This window comes from Nitrosomonas sp. Nm166 (assembly GCF_900112825.1).
Classification (GTDB): domain Bacteria; phylum Pseudomonadota; class Gammaproteobacteria; order Burkholderiales; family Nitrosomonadaceae; genus Nitrosomonas.
Map to the genome: position 1 here is coordinate 1 of NZ_FONE01000011.1, position 20,353 is coordinate 20,353.

At 42.3% G+C, this 20,353-nt stretch carries 23 protein-coding genes and 1 pseudogene; 19 read left to right on the forward strand and 5 right to left on the reverse strand.

Annotation, left to right across the window (positions count from 1 at the left end):
- From BM021_RS16560 to hslU, 8 genes and pseudogenes are all read left to right on the forward strand, one after another.
- Positions 1 to 99 (forward strand): annotated as a pseudogene (locus BM021_RS16560) (methane monooxygenase/ammonia monooxygenase subunit C); the annotation flags it as partial.
- A gap of 157 nt (positions 100 to 256) precedes the next feature.
- The gene (locus BM021_RS04735; RefSeq protein ID WP_090719412.1) at positions 257 to 694 is read left to right on the forward strand and encodes a PGPGW domain-containing protein; all 438 of its coding nucleotides are present in this window, start codon (positions 257 to 259) and stop codon (positions 692 to 694) included.
- Positions 695 to 1,159: 465 nt separating this feature from the next.
- On the forward strand, positions 1,160 to 1,345 hold the full coding sequence (locus tag BM021_RS16000; protein WP_256207771.1) for an N-acetyltransferase: 186 nt from the start codon (positions 1,160 to 1,162) through the stop codon (positions 1,343 to 1,345).
- A complete protein-coding gene (gene dapF / locus BM021_RS04745) occupies positions 1,342 to 2,190 on the forward strand; it encodes a diaminopimelate epimerase (RefSeq protein ID WP_090719415.1) in 849 nt (282 codons plus the stop codon). The genes BM021_RS16000 and dapF overlap by 4 nt, the downstream gene beginning before the upstream one ends.
- On the forward strand, positions 2,187 to 2,897 hold the full coding sequence (locus tag BM021_RS04750) for a DUF484 family protein (RefSeq protein ID WP_371116123.1): 711 nt from the start codon (positions 2,187 to 2,189) through the stop codon (positions 2,895 to 2,897). The genes dapF and BM021_RS04750 overlap by 4 nt, the downstream gene beginning before the upstream one ends.
- The gene (gene xerC, locus BM021_RS04755; protein ID WP_090719551.1) at positions 2,881 to 3,774 is read left to right on the forward strand and encodes a tyrosine recombinase XerC; all 894 of its coding nucleotides are present in this window, start codon (positions 2,881 to 2,883) and stop codon (positions 3,772 to 3,774) included. The genes BM021_RS04750 and xerC overlap by 17 nt, the downstream gene beginning before the upstream one ends.
- 76 nt (positions 3,775 to 3,850) lie before the next feature.
- Positions 3,851 to 4,372, forward strand: a complete 522-nt coding sequence (gene hslV / locus BM021_RS04760) for an ATP-dependent protease subunit HslV (RefSeq protein WP_090719420.1) — start codon at positions 3,851 to 3,853, stop codon at positions 4,370 to 4,372.
- A 120-nt stretch (positions 4,373 to 4,492) separates the two neighbouring features.
- The gene (gene hslU / locus BM021_RS04765; protein ID WP_090719422.1) at positions 4,493 to 5,833 is read left to right on the forward strand and encodes an ATP-dependent protease ATPase subunit HslU; all 1,341 of its coding nucleotides are present in this window, start codon (positions 4,493 to 4,495) and stop codon (positions 5,831 to 5,833) included.
- A 241-nt stretch (positions 5,834 to 6,074) separates the two neighbouring features.
- Here the strand turns inward: hslU and BM021_RS04770 are convergent, their stop codons facing one another.
- The 4 genes from BM021_RS04770 to flgA form a co-directional block, all read right to left on the reverse strand.
- Positions 6,075 to 6,323, reverse strand: coding sequence for a hypothetical protein (locus BM021_RS04770; protein ID WP_090719424.1), 249 nt, complete (start codon positions 6,321 to 6,323; stop codon positions 6,075 to 6,077).
- A 279-nt stretch (positions 6,324 to 6,602) separates the two neighbouring features.
- Positions 6,603 to 6,971: an Mth938-like domain-containing protein gene (locus tag BM021_RS04775; protein WP_090719426.1), complete on the reverse strand. Its 369-nt coding sequence runs from the start codon at positions 6,969 to 6,971 to the stop codon at positions 6,603 to 6,605.
- Between the two features lie 129 nt (positions 6,972 to 7,100).
- Positions 7,101 to 7,364 carry an acyl carrier protein gene (locus BM021_RS04780; protein ID WP_090719427.1) on the reverse strand — a complete coding sequence of 88 codons (264 nt, stop codon included), beginning with the start codon at positions 7,362 to 7,364 and terminating at the stop codon, positions 7,101 to 7,103.
- 155 nt (positions 7,365 to 7,519) lie between these two features.
- The gene (gene flgA, locus BM021_RS04785) at positions 7,520 to 8,239 is read right to left on the reverse strand and encodes a flagellar basal body P-ring formation chaperone FlgA (protein WP_256207772.1); all 720 of its coding nucleotides are present in this window, start codon (positions 8,237 to 8,239) and stop codon (positions 7,520 to 7,522) included.
- Positions 8,240 to 8,435: 196 nt separating this feature from the next.
- Here flgA and flgB point away from each other — a divergent pair, with 196 nt between their 5' ends.
- From flgB to flgL, 11 genes are all read left to right on the forward strand, one after another.
- The gene (gene flgB, locus BM021_RS04795; protein WP_090719433.1) at positions 8,436 to 8,846 is read left to right on the forward strand and encodes a flagellar basal body rod protein FlgB; all 411 of its coding nucleotides are present in this window, start codon (positions 8,436 to 8,438) and stop codon (positions 8,844 to 8,846) included.
- 2 nt (positions 8,847 to 8,848) lie between these two features.
- Positions 8,849 to 9,253, forward strand: a complete 405-nt coding sequence (flgC, locus tag BM021_RS04800; RefSeq protein ID WP_090719435.1) for a flagellar basal body rod protein FlgC — start codon at positions 8,849 to 8,851, stop codon at positions 9,251 to 9,253.
- Positions 9,254 to 9,264: 11 nt separating this feature from the next.
- Positions 9,265 to 9,927 (forward strand): flagellar hook assembly protein FlgD, encoded by a 663-nt coding sequence (locus BM021_RS04805; RefSeq protein ID WP_090719437.1) that lies wholly within the window; start codon positions 9,265 to 9,267, stop codon positions 9,925 to 9,927.
- A gap of 13 nt (positions 9,928 to 9,940) precedes the next feature.
- The gene (flgE, locus tag BM021_RS04810) at positions 9,941 to 11,203 is read left to right on the forward strand and encodes a flagellar hook protein FlgE (protein WP_090719439.1); all 1,263 of its coding nucleotides are present in this window, start codon (positions 9,941 to 9,943) and stop codon (positions 11,201 to 11,203) included.
- Between the two features lie 18 nt (positions 11,204 to 11,221).
- A complete protein-coding gene (gene flgF, locus BM021_RS04815; RefSeq protein ID WP_090719441.1) occupies positions 11,222 to 11,968 on the forward strand; it encodes a flagellar basal-body rod protein FlgF in 747 nt (248 codons plus the stop codon).
- A gap of 29 nt (positions 11,969 to 11,997) precedes the next feature.
- Positions 11,998 to 12,780, forward strand: a complete 783-nt coding sequence (flgG, locus tag BM021_RS04820) for a flagellar basal-body rod protein FlgG (protein WP_090719443.1) — start codon at positions 11,998 to 12,000, stop codon at positions 12,778 to 12,780.
- A 112-nt stretch (positions 12,781 to 12,892) separates the two neighbouring features.
- On the forward strand, positions 12,893 to 13,525 hold the full coding sequence (locus BM021_RS04825) for a flagellar basal body L-ring protein FlgH (protein ID WP_256207773.1): 633 nt from the start codon (positions 12,893 to 12,895) through the stop codon (positions 13,523 to 13,525).
- A 42-nt stretch (positions 13,526 to 13,567) separates the two neighbouring features.
- Positions 13,568 to 14,680 carry a flagellar basal body P-ring protein FlgI gene (locus BM021_RS04830; protein WP_090719449.1) on the forward strand — a complete coding sequence of 371 codons (1,113 nt, stop codon included), beginning with the start codon at positions 13,568 to 13,570 and terminating at the stop codon, positions 14,678 to 14,680.
- Positions 14,681 to 14,710: 30 nt separating this feature from the next.
- Positions 14,711 to 15,721 carry a flagellar assembly peptidoglycan hydrolase FlgJ gene (flgJ, locus tag BM021_RS04835; protein ID WP_090719451.1) on the forward strand — a complete coding sequence of 337 codons (1,011 nt, stop codon included), beginning with the start codon at positions 14,711 to 14,713 and terminating at the stop codon, positions 15,719 to 15,721.
- 86 nt (positions 15,722 to 15,807) lie between these two features.
- Positions 15,808 to 17,724, forward strand: coding sequence for a flagellar hook-associated protein FlgK (flgK, locus tag BM021_RS04840; protein ID WP_090719453.1), 1,917 nt, complete (start codon positions 15,808 to 15,810; stop codon positions 17,722 to 17,724).
- A gap of 22 nt (positions 17,725 to 17,746) precedes the next feature.
- Positions 17,747 to 18,958 carry a flagellar hook-associated protein FlgL gene (gene flgL, locus BM021_RS04845; protein WP_256207774.1) on the forward strand — a complete coding sequence of 404 codons (1,212 nt, stop codon included), beginning with the start codon at positions 17,747 to 17,749 and terminating at the stop codon, positions 18,956 to 18,958.
- A gap of 60 nt (positions 18,959 to 19,018) precedes the next feature.
- Here flgL and purD read toward each other — a convergent pair whose 3' ends face one another.
- Positions 19,019 to 20,344, reverse strand: coding sequence for a phosphoribosylamine--glycine ligase (gene purD / locus BM021_RS04850; RefSeq protein ID WP_090719457.1), 1,326 nt, complete (start codon positions 20,342 to 20,344; stop codon positions 19,019 to 19,021).
- Between the last annotated feature and the right edge of the window lie 9 nt (positions 20,345 to 20,353).

Below are 20,353 nucleotides of genomic sequence, written 5' to 3' on the forward strand. Positions count from 1 at the left end.
GGGATAGCGGCACAAATTATCACCCGTTACTCCAACCTGACAGACGTGATCTGGAATAACCAAAGCAAAGAAATTCTCAACAACCGGATTGTTCCCTAAATCCAAGCTTTGATATCATAAGCATCATTTCTATTTTCTGTTGCCTGTTATCCTTAGCAGGCAACAGAATAGTTTTTCAATCTACTTGCTCATTATTTTCTATCAACAAATATTATCCGGTTAAGGTTTTGAGAACCACAATACCTAATGTTCCATCATGGAAGATATCCTTATAACCATTCAACAGTGGGTACCCGTTGATGTGTTTGTCGGTTTAACTGTAGCGTCTATCGTTGGTTTTATTGGTTCTCTTATTGCCATTCCCTGGATTCTGATTCGCTTACCGAGCGATTATTTTGATACACGAGTTCCACGCCACTGGATGAAAGATCATCATCCTGTATTACGTTTGGTCGGTCTGATCATTAAAAATGTGGTTGGCGTAGTTTTTTTTATGGCGGGCTTCTTAATGCTTTTTCTGCCAGGACAAGGTTTATTGACGATGCTGATCGGAATTTCGTTGATGGATTTTCCTAATAAGCGTAAGCTGGAAGCAAAAATTGTCGGGCAACATACCATATTTCATGCCATAAACACGATGCGCCACAAATTCAACAGGCTACCGCTAACCTTGGAACCAGATCCCAAAAAATAATTGAATTCATTATTGTGAATCTTTATGTGAATAATGTAGAAGCGGAAAGTCTTATTCTACAATAATAGAGAGATGAGTTATTCATGAAGAAGAGTATTTTTAATATACCTTATCTATGATTTTGCTGTGGGATATCAAGCAATATGATTGCCAGAGTATTACCTCTAACAAAGGTTGATGCACCAACTATTTCGACATTGGTCGAGCCGATTTGGCGTCGTCATTATCCCGATATTATTTCATCCGAGTAGATCGATTATATGCTGGAGCAGCACTATCAATCGGAGTTAATCGAAAGTCAAATAATAAATCCAGCCATTTGGTGGAGAAAATTGGTTGTGGATGGAATGATTATTGGTTTTTGCTGTTGTACGCGACAAATAAATCCGGCGAGCTTAAAATTGATAAACTTTACATTCATTGTGATCATCAGCGGAAAGGTTACGGGACCATGCTATTGGAATAATGCAAGAAAATAGCTTGCAGTCGTTGATTCTAACTGTAAATAAGCGTAATCAGACTGCAATTTCAGCTTATCAGCATTATGGATTTGAAATTACAGGTGATAATATTGTGGATATTGGCGGTGGCTTTATCATGAATGATTATTTGATGACCTTAACGAAATCAGATCATTGGAATCATCCATGAAACTGAAATTCACCAAAATGCAGGGCTTGGGTAATGACTTTGTCGTTCTGGATGGAATCAATCAGGCAGTAAATCTCGATCAACAACAAATTCGTTTAATCGCGGATCGCCATTTCGGTATTGGTTGCGATCAAATATTGCTGGTTGAAAAGGCAGTAGGTCAAGCTGATTTTCGCTATCGCATCTTTAATGCCAATGGCGGTGAAGTTGAACAATGTGGAAATGGTGCACGCTGTTTTGTTCGCTATGTGCATGACCATGGCCTGACCCGAAAAAACGAAATTCTCATCGAAACGCTCAGTGGCGTGATATCTCCGAAACTGGAGAGCAATGGAAATGTGACGGTCAACATGGGAAAACCCATCTTTGAACCGGATAAGATACCTTTTATTGCTGAAAGAAGGGCATTGACCTACCAGCTTGAAATACAGCATAAGCCAGTTAAAATAAGTGTCTTGTCGATGGGAAATCCCCATGCCGTGCGAGTTGTAGAGGATACTGAGAACGCGCCCGTAACTACGGAAGGTGCTTTGATAGAAGCGCACCCGCGTTTTCCCAAAAGAGTAAATGTTGGCTATATGCAGGTCCTTGACCGTAATTATATTCGGTTACGGGTTTTTGAGCGTGGCGCTGGCGAAACGCTGGCGTGTGGGACCGGCGCCTGTGCTGCAGTAGTGGCAGGTATCAATCTGGATTTACTGGACACCCAAGTAACAGTTAGTACACGCGGCGGCGAGCTGACGATAAGCTGGCAGGGACAGGAGGATAAATCTGTGTGGATGACAGGTCCGGCAGTTACCGTATTTGAAGGCGAGATAAATTTACAATTAATGCAGGAAGAATGATGAAATCGGAAGAGGTCGCACAGTATCTGCAGGAGCATCCACAGTTTTTTAATGAATACGCTGATTTACTGGCAGATATTCAAATTTCTCATCCGCAGAATGATAAGGTGATTTCAATCAATGAGCGACAAATTGCCTCTTTGAGAGAAAGAAATCGCGTGTTACAGGATAAATTGCTTGAACTGATCAGTTTCGGTGAAGAAAATGATGCTGTTGGCGAAAAAATGCACCGACTAGCCATTGCCCTTCTTTCTGTTTCTAATATCGAAGAGCTTTTTAATGCATTGTATTTCAGTTTAAAAGAAGATTTCACTGTTCCGCTCGTGGCAATGCGTTTGTGGAATAATTCCTGCCAAAGCAAATCTCATATTGAATTCGCTTCTACCAGTGGAGATGTCCACGTTATTGCCGAGAGTCTGCCGCAACCTTATTGCGGTCATCACGTCGCGGATGAAATCAGGCAATGGTTTGGTGAGGGTGCGGAATATCTCAATTCATTTGCCATGATCCCGCTGAATATCACACAAACAATTGGCCTGCTGGTTTTAGGCAGCCCTGATCCAGAGAGATTCTATCCTGAAATGGGGACATTGCATTTAAAACGGCTGGGCGAACTGGTTTGCACTACCATTGTCCGCTATGATCGAGCAGAAACTGTAAGCGGTGCGGCAATTCAAGGTCATGCCACCCATGAGCAGCAAACCTGAATCACTAGCTGCTGCATTTATTCATTATCTTACTTACGAACGACGTTTATCGCCGCTTACCAGCGAAAATTATGCACGCGACATTCGTGTTCTGCTTAAACATTTAAATAAATATGATCTGGAGCAGGCTCAATCACCGGATATTCGCCATGTGATCGCCCAACTCCATGGCAAAGGGCTTTCTGGCAGAAGCTTGTCTAGAATGTTATCGGCATGGCGTAGCTTTTACAATTACTTAATTCGTCATCATCATTACCCGCATAACCCTTGTAATGGAATGCGTGTTCCTAAATCACCCCAGAAATTACCCGGCATGCTTTCTCCGGACGAAGCAGTACAGTTATTATCATTCCCGATTGATAAAGTTATAACGGCCCGTGATAGTGCCATGTTTGAATTGTTTTATTCTTCGGGCTTAAGGCTAGCAGAACTGGCGAAACTAAAGCCTGCTGACATCAACTTTGCGGAGGGAACAATAAAGGTTTTAGGCAAAGGGGGAAAAATGCGCATTGTCCCGGTCGGCGATTATGCGATTCAGGCATTAACAGCCTGGCTTGAGCAGCGTTCATTAATCATCAAACCAAATGTAACCGCACTTTTCTTATCACAACATGGGGATGCGATCAGTACCCGTACCATCAGTTACCGCTTGAAAAGCAGAGCCAGACAGCAGGGCATCCATCAAAATGTACATCCGCATATTCTAAGGCATTCTTTTGCTTCTCATCTGTTGCAATCCAGCGGTGACTTGCGTGCTGTTCAGGAAATGCTGGGGCACGCTCATATCACTTCTACACAAGTCTATACTCATTTAGATTTTCAACATCTTGTCAAAGTTTATGATACAGCGCATCCAAGGGCGAAAAAAAGAAACTAAGCACGCGCTGAGTCTTATAATCTTGGCATATATTTATGCGTTATAATGTTATCTTATAATAAATTAAGCAAATTACATGACTACAATTGTTTCAGTAAGGCGTGGCCGCCAAGTTGCATTGGGGGGGGATGGCCAGGTAACACTCGGTGCTGTGGTAGCCAAATCTAGTGCCCGAAAAGTTCGTAGACTCTATCATGACAAAATCCTAGCCGGGTTTGCGGGTGGCACTGCAGATGCTTTTACACTGTTTGAGCGATTCGAAGGTAAACTGGAAGCACATCATGGGCATATTATGCGGGCAGCCGTTGAATTGGCGAAAGACTGGCGCACCGACAGGATCTTGCGCAGATTGGAAGCCATGCTAGTGGTTGCAAATGAAGATGCTACTCTGATTATTACCGGTGCTGGTGATGTGATCGAACCTGAATTGGGCCTTGCTGCTATTGGTAGCGGTGGCTCCTATGCTTTGGCAGCTGCCCGCGCATTATTGGAAAATACCGATTTGTCTCCTCAAGAAATTGTAAAAAAGGCACTTACCATTGCAGGCGATATCTGTATTTATACCAATCAGGATCACGTTATCGAAACTATTGACTAAATTATTTCTGTCAAGCATTAAGAATAAGACTGCTATGATTCTGATTTATATAAAGATCAGGTAGCTTATCTGATCGGTAATTTGGAAACCCTATTCAACTCTATCATAGAATTTAAAATCATGTCGCAAATGACTCCACAGGAAATTGTCCATGAGTTGGACAAACATATCATCGGTCAGGATTCAGCGAAACGTGCTGTAGCTATCGCACTGAGAAACCGCTGGCGCAGACAGCAAATTGCTGACCCATTGCGCCAGGAAATTACTCCCAAAAACATTCTGATGATTGGCCCGACAGGTGTCGGTAAAACTGAAATCGCGCGTCGTCTGGCAAGGCTCGCGAATGCGCCTTTCATAAAAATTGAGGCTACCAAATTCACTGAAGTTGGATATGTGGGGCGAGACGTCGATTCGATAATTCGTGATCTGGCTGAAACCGCTGTTAAAGAATTGCGAGAAAGAGAAACCCGAAAGAAACAACCCCTTGCAGAAGATCGCGCAGAAGACCGCATCTTAGACACCTTGTTGCCAACTGCGAGGGATTTTGACTTGCATCCAAACACCATGGAAGAGCACGATCGCGATAGCTCAACACGACAAAAGTTCCGCAAGAAATTACGCGAGGGCGAACTGGATGATAAGGAAATTGAAATAGAAGTAGCGGCACCGCGTGCTAATATGGAAATTTTTGCACCACCTGGAATGGAAGATCTGACATCCCAGATTCAGGGAATGTTTCAAAATATGACAGGGGAGAGAAAGAAAACTCGCAAGCTGACAATACGTGAGGCAAAAAAAATGCTTCTAGAAGAAGAAGCTGCTAAGATGGTCAATGATGAAGAATTGAAGCTGACAGCCATTCAGAACGTAGAGCAGAACGGTATTGTATTTCTGGATGAGATAGACAAAATCGCCAGTCGCACGAGCAATACTGGTGGGGATGTTTCACGTCAGGGCGTGCAACGGGATTTGCTTCCACTTGTTGAGGGCACAACCGTATCAACCAAATATGGCATGATTAAAACCGATCATATTCTGTTTGTTGCGAGTGGAGCATTTCATATGTCCAAGCCTTCTGACCTGATTCCTGAATTGCAAGGACGTTTCCCCATTCGTGTTGAACTGGCCAGTCTGAGTGTCAGTGACTTTGAACAAATTCTGACCAATACTGATGCTTGCTTAACCCGTCAATATGAAGCATTGCTAGCAACGGAAGGTATACAATTGCATTTTACCAGTGATGCCATCAAACGCTTGGCTGAAATCGCATACTCAGTAAATAGCAAAACTGAAAATATTGGTGCTAGACGCCTGCATACTGTCATGGAAAAGTTGTTGGAAGAAATCTCATACAATGCACCTAAACACAGCGGAGAAAGTATTGCTGTTGATGCCCAATATGTGGATGAGCGACTCAAGGATCTTTCGCAAAGTGAGGATCTGGCACGATATGTTTTATAATTTTTAGATAAAGCATTAAATTCTAACGTGCAGGATTAAATCTATATGGTCAAGCCGATAGTTGTAATGTATTTTTTACTCTACTTAGTAAAAACTAAATGAGCTAGCTCATTTAGTTTTTGGATTAAAATAAATAATCTCAATATCCTATCTAGCTTGACCTAAATATAGATTATTTTATGGTAATTAGTGCCTATTTTCAATAACTTTATCTTAACCAGCTAAGAATCTATATTAACTATTAATACGTTGCTCCCTTTGCTGGCCCACCTATTCTAGCATTCTTTATTTTTGCAGGGCAAGTAACCATCTCACCATCAATACGATCCTTGATTTTGTCGCCAGCTTTTTTACCCTCACATGCCATTTTATTCAGAATGTCTTGAGCAGATACTGGCGGTAGCGAAGATTCTAAATTTCCGCTTGCCCAAGTAACTGAAGAGCCGAATAAAAAAACTGAGGTGAATACTGCAATAAGAAACTTGTTCATTTTTAACTCCTAATTTATATTTATCAAGGAAGCCAGCTTTAATGTAACTAACTTTCCAAACATGAATTTATCATAATCATAAATATCATGGCCATTCTTTTTAAAATCTTGTGATTTAGCCTATAAACTATAGCATAATTCATGGTTGTTTAGGTGTATTTAAAAGAAACTTTAAAATATTCAAGGTCTTGTTATTTTAGAAACATAAAAAATCTATTACCTTGCAATTAATATGCTATCAAATATTACAATATATATTTGATAACTTCTATATTATGACTAGATTAATAAAGCAGCAGCAACTCGGCGTCCTTCTTCAACCAAAATATTGTAGGTACGGCAGCAGGCTTTTGTATCCATAATCTCAATCCCGATGCCCGATTTGACTAATCGGCTTAGCAAAGATCGATTTGGGAACTGATGCTTAGCACCTGTGCCTAAGATTATGATTTCAGGTGTATGTGATAATAGATTATCAAAATGCCGAGCTTCCAGTTGGGAAACTGACAATATTGGCCAATCTTCAATCAGATGATCAGGCAATACAATCAAGCTTTTTTCATAACGAACCTGATTGATCAGTATATATCCATCACCATAACCAGTAAAAATATACTGATTATTAAAATTCGCTAAATGTAATTTCAACAGTTCGCCTCACATTTTCTGACTTATTAACCATGATTGTGCGTGATTAGCCTAGATAGGATGTGTTTAACAAAACTATAAATTAGAGTTACTCATATAATGACTGGTTCCTGTGTGTTAAATTTTAAATCAGTGTTTATTGCTTTGAGCTACTTTTTTTTCAACAAAATTAACCAAAGTGCCAAGAGTTCGGAATGTTTGGGCACTGATCTCATCATCATGGATCGAAATTGAGAAATTTTTTTCGAGCGCCGAGATAATAGTGATTACTGCGATTGAATCAAGCTCAGGAATATTTCCTAATAAGAAGGTGTCCAGTGTCATGGAATCGAGCCGATCACCTAATCCCATTACATCGGATAAAATTTTCTTTATTTTAATGGCATAGTTCATTCTGGTCAGCGATAGAAAAGCTTCTGCTCTTTATAAGTATTGAGAAAGCTTGTAATTATAAATCGATTGAGGGTTTTAATTACTCTGTTTACAGGTTGAGCAACGACGGCACAGTTAATAACTGAATTGTTTCCGTCTTCTATGGCATAGGTTAGTTAAGGTTGTATTTCAACGATTGAGTTAATACGTGCAATGCCGCTAATGATTCGTCCCGATTTGTTGCGAACTTGAATAACTTTGCCCTCGGCTGCATCAGCCAAAGCTTGGCCTTCCGAACTGATACTGAATCCTCGCCCTTGAACGACAAGGTTAACTTTCTGGCCGCGTAAAATAACGTAGGGTGCGCGCAGCATTTGCGCGCGCAGCGGTTGTCCGGCAGTAAGATTGGTGGTGGCGACCTTACCGATTATCTGTGATGCCTGAGTGAATATGCCATCTGGCATATGTGTCAAATTAACATTCTGGGGGGCTATATCCTCATATGCGAGTATCTGTCCCGTTGAAACGGGGCGTGCGACATGTAACACGTCGGCCATCACATTGACTTCAGCCTGTATATAGATAGTCCAGCTTGCAAATTGACTATTACAACGAACGCCAATCGAAGTTTTTCCCCACAAACGGCTGCCCGTCGGTATAAAAGGCTCTAATTGAGGGCATTTTGGCAAACTTAGATGTTTATCGATCTTATCTATATTCACAATAACTTGTCCAGGTAATGTTGCTGTATTACTGTAAATAAAATTTTCCACTGCATTTTTAATCAGTGAAATTTCTTCGTATTGAAGGGTAGATTTAGATTGTGAGGATGCCTGCACAGGAAACGGAAAAAATATGGGTAGGCAGAGCATTAATGCTAAGCGACGTATCATCATTTATTCGATTATTGATTTTGCCGTTTTCGGCAATTATTGCCGCTATCTTAAACAAATACCCAGAAATTTATGCATAAGACAGCATCGATTTCATGCTTTTTTTCGTTATCTGGCCGGTTTATTAAAACATTTATCATAGTTGGCATATTAAGTGCTAATAGAAGAGTGAGAGATATATTTAGTTAGGATTCGTGCCATGATTAACAAACTTGACAAAGAACTCAATTTCCACCACCAAGCCTTAAGTCTACGAGCTGCGAGGCAAGAATTGCTTTCAAGTAACGTAGCTAATGCCGATACACCAAATTTTAAAGCGAAAGATATCGATTTTGCCAGCGTACTGCGCGAGAAGCTTGTGCCGACCGCAAATCTGAATAAGGTCAATTTAATTACAACATCTCCGCTGCATATAAACTCCGCCACGCCAGGGATTTTAGATGGCAGCCTATTATATCGTGTTCCTCTACAATCCAGCGCAGATGGTAACACAGTAGATATGGATACGGAGCGTACAAGATTTGCTGATAATTCAATTAAATATGATGCAAGCATTACATTTATTACCAATGAGTTTAAAAACTTAACCTTAGCTATGCAGGAGAGATAATCATGTCATTGTTTAATGTATTTGACATTGCAAGCTCAGCAATGTCGGCACAATCCCAACGCTTAAATGTAGTCGCTAGTAATCTCTCAAATGCTGACAGTGTGACCAGCTCAACGGGTGAACCCTATCGTGGACGTCAAGTGGTTTTCAGTACATTACAGGCAGCTGCTAATGGTGCAAGTGGTGTAAAGGTTGCTGCTGTTATTCACGATTCTTCACCGATGCGACAAGTGTTTGAACCAAAACATCCTCTCGCGGATAAAAATGGGTATGTGACGATGCCTAATGTTAATGTAGTCGATGAAATGGTCAATATGATGTCAGCGTCGCGTTCATATCAGAATAGTGTAGATATGATGAATACCACCAAATCGCTATTACAAAAAACACTGACGATCGGTCAATAAAGGAGTATGTGATGAGTTCAATCCAGCCGGCCAGTTCACAAACAGCCTCATCAGTAACAACAGGAATTACTACTAAAAAGAATGCTGAGAATCCCCAGGATCGCTTTCTAAAACTTTTAGTGACTCAGATGAAAAATCAAGATCCGCTTAAGCCGCTTGATAATGCAGAAGTGACGAGCCAATTGGCGCAAATCAGTACTGTATCCGGTATAGATAAATTGAATTCTACGCTGCAGCTTTTGACTTCTGATGTGGAGGACAGTCTTTCAGTGGAAGTAACCGGAATGATAGGGCGTAGCGCGTTTGTTCCAGGAGCAACGATCGAACTTGAAGGGAATTCTGCCGTGGTTGGGATTGAACTGGCGCAACCAGTGGATCAGCTTATGGTAACGATCATGGATAGCTCTGGTATTCCCGTTCGGCGTATAGAATTAGGTGCCCAACCAACAGGTATCAATACGATTGCATGGGATGGCAAAACAGATAGTGGCACGGATGCAGCTGATGGGAACTACACTTTTGCTGTAAGCGCAAAACAGGGAGGAAATGACATTAAAGTCAATACACTGTCATTGGGTGTAGTTAATAGTGTTTCACCGGGCGAGAATGGTGCACTTCTTGATATGGGTAAACTGGGCATTGTCAGTTTATCAGACATTAAACAGGTATTTTAAGCGGGAGATTATCATGGGCTTTCAACATGGTTTAAGTGGATTGAGCGCAGCTTCGACAAATCTGGATGTCATCGGAAATAATATTGCCAATGCAAATACCGCTGGATTTAAACAATCCCAGGCTCAGTTTACCGATATTTTTGCAAATTCCTTGGGTGGATCAGGTTCATCCCAGATAGGTATCGGTTCCAGAATATCTACGATTGCGCAATCATTTAACCAAGGAAATATCTCACCAACCAGCAATCCATTGGATATTGCGATCAATGGCCAAGGTTTTTTCCGTATGAATGAAGGGGGGGTAATCAGCTATAGCAGAAATGGTCAATTCCGCGTTGATGGGAATGGTTTTCTTACCGATGCAAATGGAACAAATCTCACGGGCTATATGGCAGATGTGAATGGTGACATTGTAGCTAGCCAGCCGACCAATCTGAAATTGACCACTACTGATCTGCCTCCGCAAATTACCTCGACTTTCGAATGGGGTTTTAATCTGGATTCTCGTAAAGCACAGCCTGCTGTAGCTGCTTTCGATGCGACGAATGCTAACAGCTATACCAATACCTCATCGGGAACGATTATCGATAGCTTGGGCAATTCGCATATTTTTTCCATTTACTTCCAGAAATCGGCCACAGCCAATACCTGGAATACTTATGCAACTGTTGATGGAGCAGTTGATGCTGCTGGTTTACCCATTGGAGTTACTTTGAATGGTGGTGCTTCAATGACTTTGACTTTTGATGGAACTGGCACATTAACTGCACCTGCAGCGCCTTTTAGTGTTTCAGTTGATTTAACAGCTATTGATCCGGCATTAGGCGCAATCTCCCCATTGAGTTTTGATTTGGATTTAACCAAGACTACCCAATTTGGTTCTGATTTTGGCGTTAATTCGATTTCACAAGATGGTTACACTTCTGGTCGGCTGGCTGGTTTTACAACAGCGGCCAATGGTGTAATTCAAGGAAATTATAGCAATGGTCAAACCAGGGAACTGGGGCAAATTGTTTTGGCTAACTTTGTGAATCCGCAGGGATTAAGTCCTATTGGAGATGGTCATTGGGTAGAAACGCCCAGTTCTGGTCAGCCCTTGGTTGGACCACCAAAAAGTGGAACGCTGGGTGCACTTCAACCTTCTGCAATTGAAGATGCCAATGTTGACTTGACTACTGAGCTGGTGAAAATGATTACTGCACAACGCATGTATCAGGCAAATGCCAAGTCCATTGAAACTCAGGATGCTGTATTACAAACATTGGTTAATCTTTAATTTCTTGATTGAGAGCGCATGGACCGACTCATCTATACCTCTATGACCGGAGCAAATCACACATTAAACCAGCAGGCGACGGCTGCACATAACCTTGCGAATGCTGGAACGACTGGCTATCGCGCCGAGAACAATGCATTCCGTGCGGTACCAATATTTGGTGATGGGCTACCCACACGGGCCTTTGTTGTCGATTCAACAACCCATGCAGATTTTACCCCAGGCTTGCTAGAAACCACCGGTAGAGATCTGGATGTAGCAATTAAGGGCCCTGGTTGGATTACGGTGCAGCTGGATAATGGCGAAGAGGCTTATACCCGCAATGGTAGTTTGCAAGTTAGCCCTAATGGTATTTTGCTTACACACAACGGCCTTAAAGTGAAAAGTGACAGAGGGGGCATTATTACAGTTCCGCCGGAAACCCGTATCACAATTGGTGCCGATGGCACCGTATCGTCTGTTCCCATTAACCCGCAACCCAATACAGTTGCTCTGGTGGGACGCATTAAACTGGTTAATCCACCAGAAAATAACCTTGTTAAGGGCACCGATGGTTTATTTCGTCTTAAGGATGGAGAGGAAGCACAGGTAGATATCAAGGTCAGACTTGTAGATGGGACATTGGAAGGCAGCAATGTGAATGTTGTGCATGAGATGGTCAGCATGATAGCGCTTGCCCGTCAATTTGATATGCAAATGAAAATGCTTGAAAGCGCACAGCGCAATGCTGAACAAGCGAGTGAAATCATGGTGCTGAGAGTTTAACCAGACAAAAATTTAAGAGGTCAATTGCAATGATACGTTCCTTATGGATTTCAAAAACCGGTCTTGATGCACAGCAAACCAAGATGGATGTGATCGCCAATAACTTAGCGAACGTCAGCACTAACGGATTTAAGCGTGCGCGCGCAGTCTTTGAAGATTTGCTGTATCAAACGATGCGCCAACCTGGTGCGCAATCTTCGCAGCAAACTCAATTACCTTCCGGCTTACAGCTAGGTACAGGCGTCAAGCCGGTGGCGACAGAAAGCATATTTACCCAGGGCGGATTGCAGCAGACGGATAATCAACGAGATGTCGCCATTCGGGGTGTGGGTTTTTTTCAGGTCTTATTACCTGATGGTACAATCGCTTACACACGTGATGGCGCATTTCAATCCGATCTCAATGGTCAGCTTGTAACATCCAGTGGATACGCAGTACAGCCAGCGATTACTGTGCCTCCGAACGCACTGAGCATCACCGTTGCACGTGATGGAACAGTATCTGCTACAGTGCCCGGATCTGTTGCGCCTATCCAAGTCGGCAATATTCAGTTAGCCAGTTTTATTAATCCTGCAGGATTACAGAAGATGGGTGAAAATCTGTATATGGAAACGGCATCCAGTGGCACACCGAATCAAAATGCGCCTGGTACCAATGGATTAGGGCTGCTGGAACAAAATTTTGTTGAGACTTCAAATGTAAATGTTGTTGAAGAATTGGTCAGCATGATTCAAACCCAGCGTGCTTACGAGATGAATTCCAAGTCAATTGAAGCTTCTGATCAAATGCTGCAAAGATTGGCTCAGCTATGATCTGGCCACAATCTGAGGTAATGTGATGGCAAGTATCAGCCTAATAAAACCAAATCAGGACTTGTGCATAATAGGTATATGGATACTTGTTTTAGTAGTATCAGGTTGTGCTATGACACCGTCAACAGTTACCTATCAACCCAATACAGTACGGCCACCTTATCATACCAAGGCAATAGCTCAACCGAATGGAGCAATCTTCCAGGCAATTAACAGTACAACGGGCGGAGTTCGCTATACGCCCTTATTTGAAGATCGGCGGGCACGCAGTGTAGGGGATACCATCATCGTGACCTTGAGAGAAAAAACCAACGCCAGCAAGAGCTCTGGAAGTAATGTTGATCGATCTGGAGGTATCGATTTTTCAGTACCTAATTTCTTGGGTGTTCCCTTAAGCCTGCTACAGAAAAATGCAACCATTGAAGCAAATTCTAATAACAGATTCGATGGAAGTGGTGCTAGTTCGAGTAAAAATGATTTTAATGGCACGATTACAGTGACAGTTATAGAGGCATTGCCCAACGGAAATCTGGTTGTGAGTGGAGAAAAACAAATAGGCATTAATCAGGGGCAAGAGTTTATAAGGCTTTCAGGTGTTGTGAATCCGATCCATATCATTGGAAATACAATTTCTTCCATTCAGATTGCGGATGCACGTATTGAATATCGGGCCAGTGGGTATATTGATGAAGCACAAACGATGGGTTGGTTGTCACGTTTTTTTCTCACAGTTTCACCTTTCTAGAAAGTTAAATACACGAAAGACTATCAGTCTAGAGATAACAAGATGGCGAAAATACAGAGCATCATCATTTATTTTTTTCTTCTGATTAGCTTCTTTCTGCCTGGCTTAAGCAGCGCTGATCGCATTAAAGATTTAGCATCCATTCAGGGAGTGCGTAACAATCAATTAGTAGGGTATGGATTGGTGGTGGGATTGGATGGCAGTGGTGATATGACTACCCAAACACCCTTTACCGTACAAAGTATCATTAATATGCTCGGTCAGCTGGGGGTTAATTTGCCCCCCGGTATTAATTTACAGTTACGTAATGTCGCCGCCGTAATGGTCACAGCTACATTACCTCCATTCACCAAACCTGGTCAGCAAATTGATGTCACCGTGTCTTCCCTAGGCAATGCGAAAAGTCTGCGTGGTGGAACCCTGTTGATGACTCCGCTTAAAGGCGCTGATAACCAGGTATATGCGATGGCTCAAGGAAATGTTTTAGTAGGGGGGATTGGCGCTGCTGCCGGGGGTAGCAGTGTGCAAATCAATCATCTCAATGTGGGACGCATCACAGGGGGTGGCTTGGTAGAGCGAGAGATTCTTACCGCAATTGGACAGGGCGATTATATTAATCTTGAACTCAATTCAACCGATTTTACGACGGTTCAGCGTATTGTTAGTGCAATTAATGGGATCTATCCTTCAGCGGCAACGGCTGTAGATGGTCGAATGATTCAGGTCAGGGCTCCTTCTGATAATAATCAGCGTGTGATGTTCATTTCTCAGATTGAGAGTATGGATGTAACCCCTGCAAAAGCGCCTGCCAAGGTGATTGTTAATTCACGCACGGGTTCAGTAGTGATGAATCAAGCGGTAACACTTGAAACCAGTGCTGTCGCACATGGTAATTTATCGATCATTATCAATACTGAGCCTGTCATCAGTCAGCCCGGCCCATTTGGGCAGCGGGGCGAAACAGTAGTTACGCAACGGTCTCAGGTTGAGATACGTACTGAAGAAGGGAATTTGATGCTACTACCCAATGGCGCAGATCTGGGTGAAGTAGTGAAGGCATTGACAGCGATTGGTGCGACAACGCAAGACCTGTTAGCCATATTGCAGGCTCTGAAAGCAGCCGGCTCATTGCGAGCAGACCTAGAGATTATTTAATTTTAATTATTCGGGATAGGGATAGAAAATATGATGATCTCGCCAGATACTTCAAGTAAGCTTGCAATCGATGCGAAGAGCATTGATGATCTGCATTTAATGGCCAAACAGAATCCAGATCAAGCTTTGCAAAAGGCAGCGCAGCAGTTTGAAGCCTTGTTTATGCAAATGTTACTTAAAAGTATGCGCGAGGCTACCCCTAAAGATGGATTATTCGATAGTCAACAAACCCAGTTTTTTACCCAGATGTATGATCAGCAATTGGCCCAACATGTATCAACGAAGGGGATTGGCATTGCAGACATGATGGTGCAGCAATTAAGTCGAGCTAATAATTCCATGGTACCCAGGACCTCTATGAGTCATACCGATGCCGTTCTATCTGCTATCCAATCCATTCATCCTTCATCGTTAGTTGTCAATGGACACCCAAATGACCGATCAGGACAGTTGTGGCCTAATTCTCAAACGTTGTCCAACACAGCTGTTTTACCCGAGAAAACGAATTTTCCCGCTGAGGAATCTGTCGCAAGTACTCATACCGAAGCGCATTTAAAAAAATTACCCAATCATACAGCGGATTTCATCGATAAACTTTTGCCACATGCAAAAGTGGTATCACAGTCAACCGGTATTCCTTCTCATTTCATGCTGGCGCAGGCTGCCCTGGAGAGCGGATGGGGTAAACATGAGATTCGTCGTGCAGATAACAGCCCCAGCTACAATTTATTTGGCATTAAAGCAGGCGCAAACTGGAAAGGAGAAGTTATCGAGATGGTAACTACCGAATACGTTCATGGTGTACCGCAGAAAATGGTCGAGAAATTCAGAGCGTATCACTCCTATGCGGAAGGATTTAATGATTATGCCAAACTGTTATTAGATAATCCGCGCTATGCAAAAGTCCTGAAATCTACTGATGCTGCAACATTTGCCAATGGTCTGCAACGTGCCGGATATGCGACTGATCCGTCGTATGCTGATAAGCTTATTCGAATACTCAACAGTGAGACCTTATTGCAAAGCCGAGAGTTAATTTAAATGCGAAAACTTTATTAATTCCTTTATCGATTTGCCGATATAACCTAACCACTTAAGTTTTTAAATACCAAGACTTAATTAAAAGCATGGGAAATAGTATCCTTGATATCGGAGTGACTGGCTTATTAACCGCACAAAACCAGCTACAGACGACAAGCCATAATATCAGCAATGCAGATACACCTGGTTTTAAACGCCAGCAGGTGGTTCTCAGCACGAATATTCCACAATCATCAGGTACCGGATTTGTTGGGCGTGGCGTTCAGTCGACAACAGTACAGCGCATATATAATCAATTTCTTGTGAGTCAGTCTTTACAAGTTCAAACCCAAAGCCAATCACTGGATAACTACTATGCACAAATAAAACAGTTGGATAACATGTTTGCTGAGGCCACTTCCGGTCTTTCTCCAACCCTGCAGAACTTCTTTAGTGCTATCCAAGATGTAACCATCCATCCTTCCGTCATTCCGTCACGCCAGGCTATGTTGAGTAATGCTGAGGCACTTGTGGCACGCTTCCAGAGCATGGATCAGCGTATGTCTCAAATTAGAGAGGGTATCAATACTCAAATTAGCAGCAGTATTGCTGAGATAAATTCTTTAGCCGATCAAGTAGCAGAACTCAATCATCAGATCCTGTTAGCTGAAGGTGCTGCTGCCGGACAACCTGCAAATGATATGCTGGATCAACGGGATGAGCTTATTAATCATTTAAGTAAATTAATTAATACCGATACAGTAAGACAAAGTGATGGTACTGTGAATGTATATGTCGGCAATGGTCAGGCATTGGTTGTAGGTACTCAAGCACTGTCATTACAAGCGACCACCTCTCCTGATAATCCTGATAATGTGGTAGTGGGCTTAATGAGCGGAGGGAATACTATCCAATTACCTGAAAATCAGATTACCGGAGGGGCTTTGGGAGGTATTCTGTCTTTTCGTAGCGTTACTTTGGATAGTGCACAAAATGCACTGGGAAGAATCGCAATAACGCTGGCACAAACTTTTAATGAGCAGCATCAATTGGGGTTGGATCTGAATGGAAATATGGGAGAAGAATTTTTCACGGTATCTCCACCCAAAGTAACTTCTGCATTAACTAACGATGCGGCTTCTAATATTACGGTAGGAATAAGTGATTTTGGTGTTTTGACAACCAGTAATTATCAATTTTCCTATGATGGCACAAACTATACACTCACAAGACTATCTGATAATAGTTCGATCAGTACATTGATAGTTCCATCCGGAGCAACACCCCTAACACTGGATGGGGTATCTGTGACGGGAGCAACTATTCTTTCCAATGAACGGTTTCTTATTCAGCCCGCTATTAATGGTGCGAAGAATATAGCGGTAAACATTACTGATGCTACCAAGATTGCCGCAGCAGGTCCTAATCGTACCGGTGCGGCATTATCGAATACCGGTACTGGAACAATCAGTGCTGGAACCGTAAATCCATTGCCTCTTGACCCTAATCTTCAGCAACCGCTCACCATCACATTTCATGCACCGTATGATGGGCAATATGATATGACGGGGATTGGTACCGGCTTGCCGGCTACTAATCAAGTTTATACAGCAGGAGCTGATATTAGTTTTAACGGTTATACCTTTCAAATCAATGGCAATCCAGCAGCAGGAGATATTTTTACTGTGACTCCCAATAATAACGGATCTGCTGATAATCGAAATGCGTTGTTACTGGGTGTGTTACAGACAACAAGCATCTTGGAGAATGGCTCAGCAACCTATCAGTCAGCTTACGGGCAGCTTGTCAGTCAAATTGGTAATAAAACGCGCGAACTGGAAGTCACTAGCAAAGCTCAGGCTAATTTACTTGCACAGACTGAGAAATCAATACAATCCGTATCGGGTGTCAATCTCGATGAAGAAGCCGCTAATTTATTACGCTTCCAACACGCTTTTCAGGCTTCCAGTAAAGTCATTGAAATCAGTAATACGTTGTTTGATTCAATTCTTCGAATTGGATGAAAATATTTAGATTAAGGATAGCATGATGCGTATTAGTAGCAATACAATCTATGAAGTAGGGACTCACTTAATGCTCCAACAACAAGAAGCGTTAATTAAGACACAGCAACAACTTTCCACCGGTAGGCGTATCCTGACACCTTCAGATGATCCAATTTCTGCTGCGCAAGTGTTAAACATCACACAATCAGCATCACTCAACCAGCAATATTCGATAAATCGTATCAGCGCAAATTCTGCTCTGGGACTGGAAGAAAATGTATTGAAGAATGTAACGTTACTACTTCAGGATGTGCATGAAGCAACAGTTCATGCTGGGAGTGCGACACTGACTGATGCTGACAGAAAGATTCTGGCTACAGAATTGCGCAGTCAATTAGAATCTCTGGTTGGTCTTGCCAATACTACGGATGAAAAAGGGCAATTTCTGTTTTCGGGATATCAGGCAAATACAAAACCCTTTGTTCAGGCTGGGTTAAATGTGCAATATATGGGAGATCAAGGACAGAGATTGAATCAAGTAGGTCCGTCACGCCAGCTTGCTGTCAGTGATACAGGCACAGATATTTTTGAGCGTATTAAAAATGGAAATGGGGTTTTTATAACAGCAGCTGATCCATTGAATACTGGTACAGGTATTATTGATGTGGGATCAGTTATTACGCCTACCAGCTTAACTGGTGATAATTATGAAATAAGCTTTACAGTGACTGCTGGTGTGACAATTTACGATATTGTTAATACCACAACAGGTTTGCCAGTTTCATTAGGTAATGCTTATGTCAATAACAATACGATCAGTTTTGACGGGATGCAGTTGAGTATTAAAGGCGATCCTGCGAATGGAGACAAATTTACGGTCTCTCCAAGCACTAATCAGAGTATTTTTGAAACAGTAGGTAATTTGATTACGGTACTTGAGACTCCTTCCAGTGGCCAGCCTGGAGGTACCCGACTTGCAAATATTATCAGTTCAACATTACAAAATATTGACAACAGCTTGGAGCATGTACTTGCGAAACAATCTTCTATTGGTGCTCGGCTTCAGGAAATCGATACCTTGGAAAATATTGGCAGCGATCAGAACATCCAGTTTGAGCAATCACTTTCACACCTGCAAGATGTCGATTTCGCGAAAGCAATTTCTGATTTGCAGCGGCAACAGTTATATTTGCAGGCAGCACAGCAATCCTATATCAAGATTTCTAGTTTGACCCTATTCGATTTCATCTGATTCTTAACAATCAGTGAACAATGATTATCTTAAAGTTTAGAAAATTAACTCTCAAAACGATCAGTCGGCCGAGCAGTTATTTATTTTTTTCTGGTAATTGATGCCCTGATATCCTATATCTCGGCGAATCTGATAATCGTTGAAGTGAATATTTTCGATGAGCTTATAAGCATTTTGTTGAGCAATTTTAATGCTGTCACCTAATGCTGTAATGCATAAAACACGTCCTCCGGCTGTTAAGATTCCCTTTCCATCTTCACCTCCCGCAACAGTTCCGGAATGAAAAATATGAAAATTATCAGTGTGTGCTTGCTCATTTATTAGTTGAGATAAGCCATGAATAACATCATTTTTTCTGGGATTCTCAGGATAACCTTGTGCTGCCATCACAACGCCCAGCGCAGCACGACGATCCCACTCTACATCAACTTTATTCAGCGTTCCATTCACAGCATGTTCAATTAATGTAAAAAGATCACTTTTTAATCGCAGCATGATCGGCTGAGTTTCAGGATCTCCCAATCGGCAGTTAAATTCTAAAACTTTTGCCTGATTTTCTTCAGTGATCATTAATCCTGCGTAGAGGAAACCGCTGTAATTGATCCCTTCTTGTCGCATGCCTGTGATGACTGGATAAATGATATCGCGCAGGATCTTTGCATGCAGACTCGGAGAAATAAAAGGTGTGGGTGAATAGGCGCCCATCCCACCGGTATTAGGTCCTGATTCACCATCATAAAGACGTTTATGATCTTGGCTGGTTGCTAGCGGTAAAATATGTTGACCATCCGTCATCACAATAAAGCTTACCTCGACTCCCTGTAGAAATTCTTCGATAATAATTTCACTTCCAGCGCTACCAAAATTTTTTTTGACAAGTATGGCATTCACAGCAGAATGCGCTTGTTCATTGGTTTGCGCAACCACCACGCCTTTCCCTGCAGCCAAACCATCCGCCTTAACCACTAGAGGGAGGGATGTTTGATCAATATATTGGTGCGCCAGTACAGGATCTGTGAAAGTTGCATAGGCAGCGGTAGGAATATGGTGCCGTTGCATAAATTCCTTGGCAAAGACTTTTGAAGTTTCAAGCTGTGCTGCTTTTTGCGTAGGTCCAAAGATGATCAGATTGGCTGCCTGGAATGCATCAACGATGCCATCAGCTAACGGCGTTTCCGGGCCGACTATCGTAATTGCGATCTGTTCTTTTTTTGCAAATTCGATCAATTCAGGAATCGATGTGATCGAAATATTTTCGAGTCCACGTTCTTGCGCGGTACCCGCGTTACCTGGCGCCACAAATACTTTATGAATTCGCGGTGATAAACTTAACTTCCATGCCAGCGCATGTTCTCTGCCTCCACTGCCAATGACGAGTAATTTCATAATATTGGA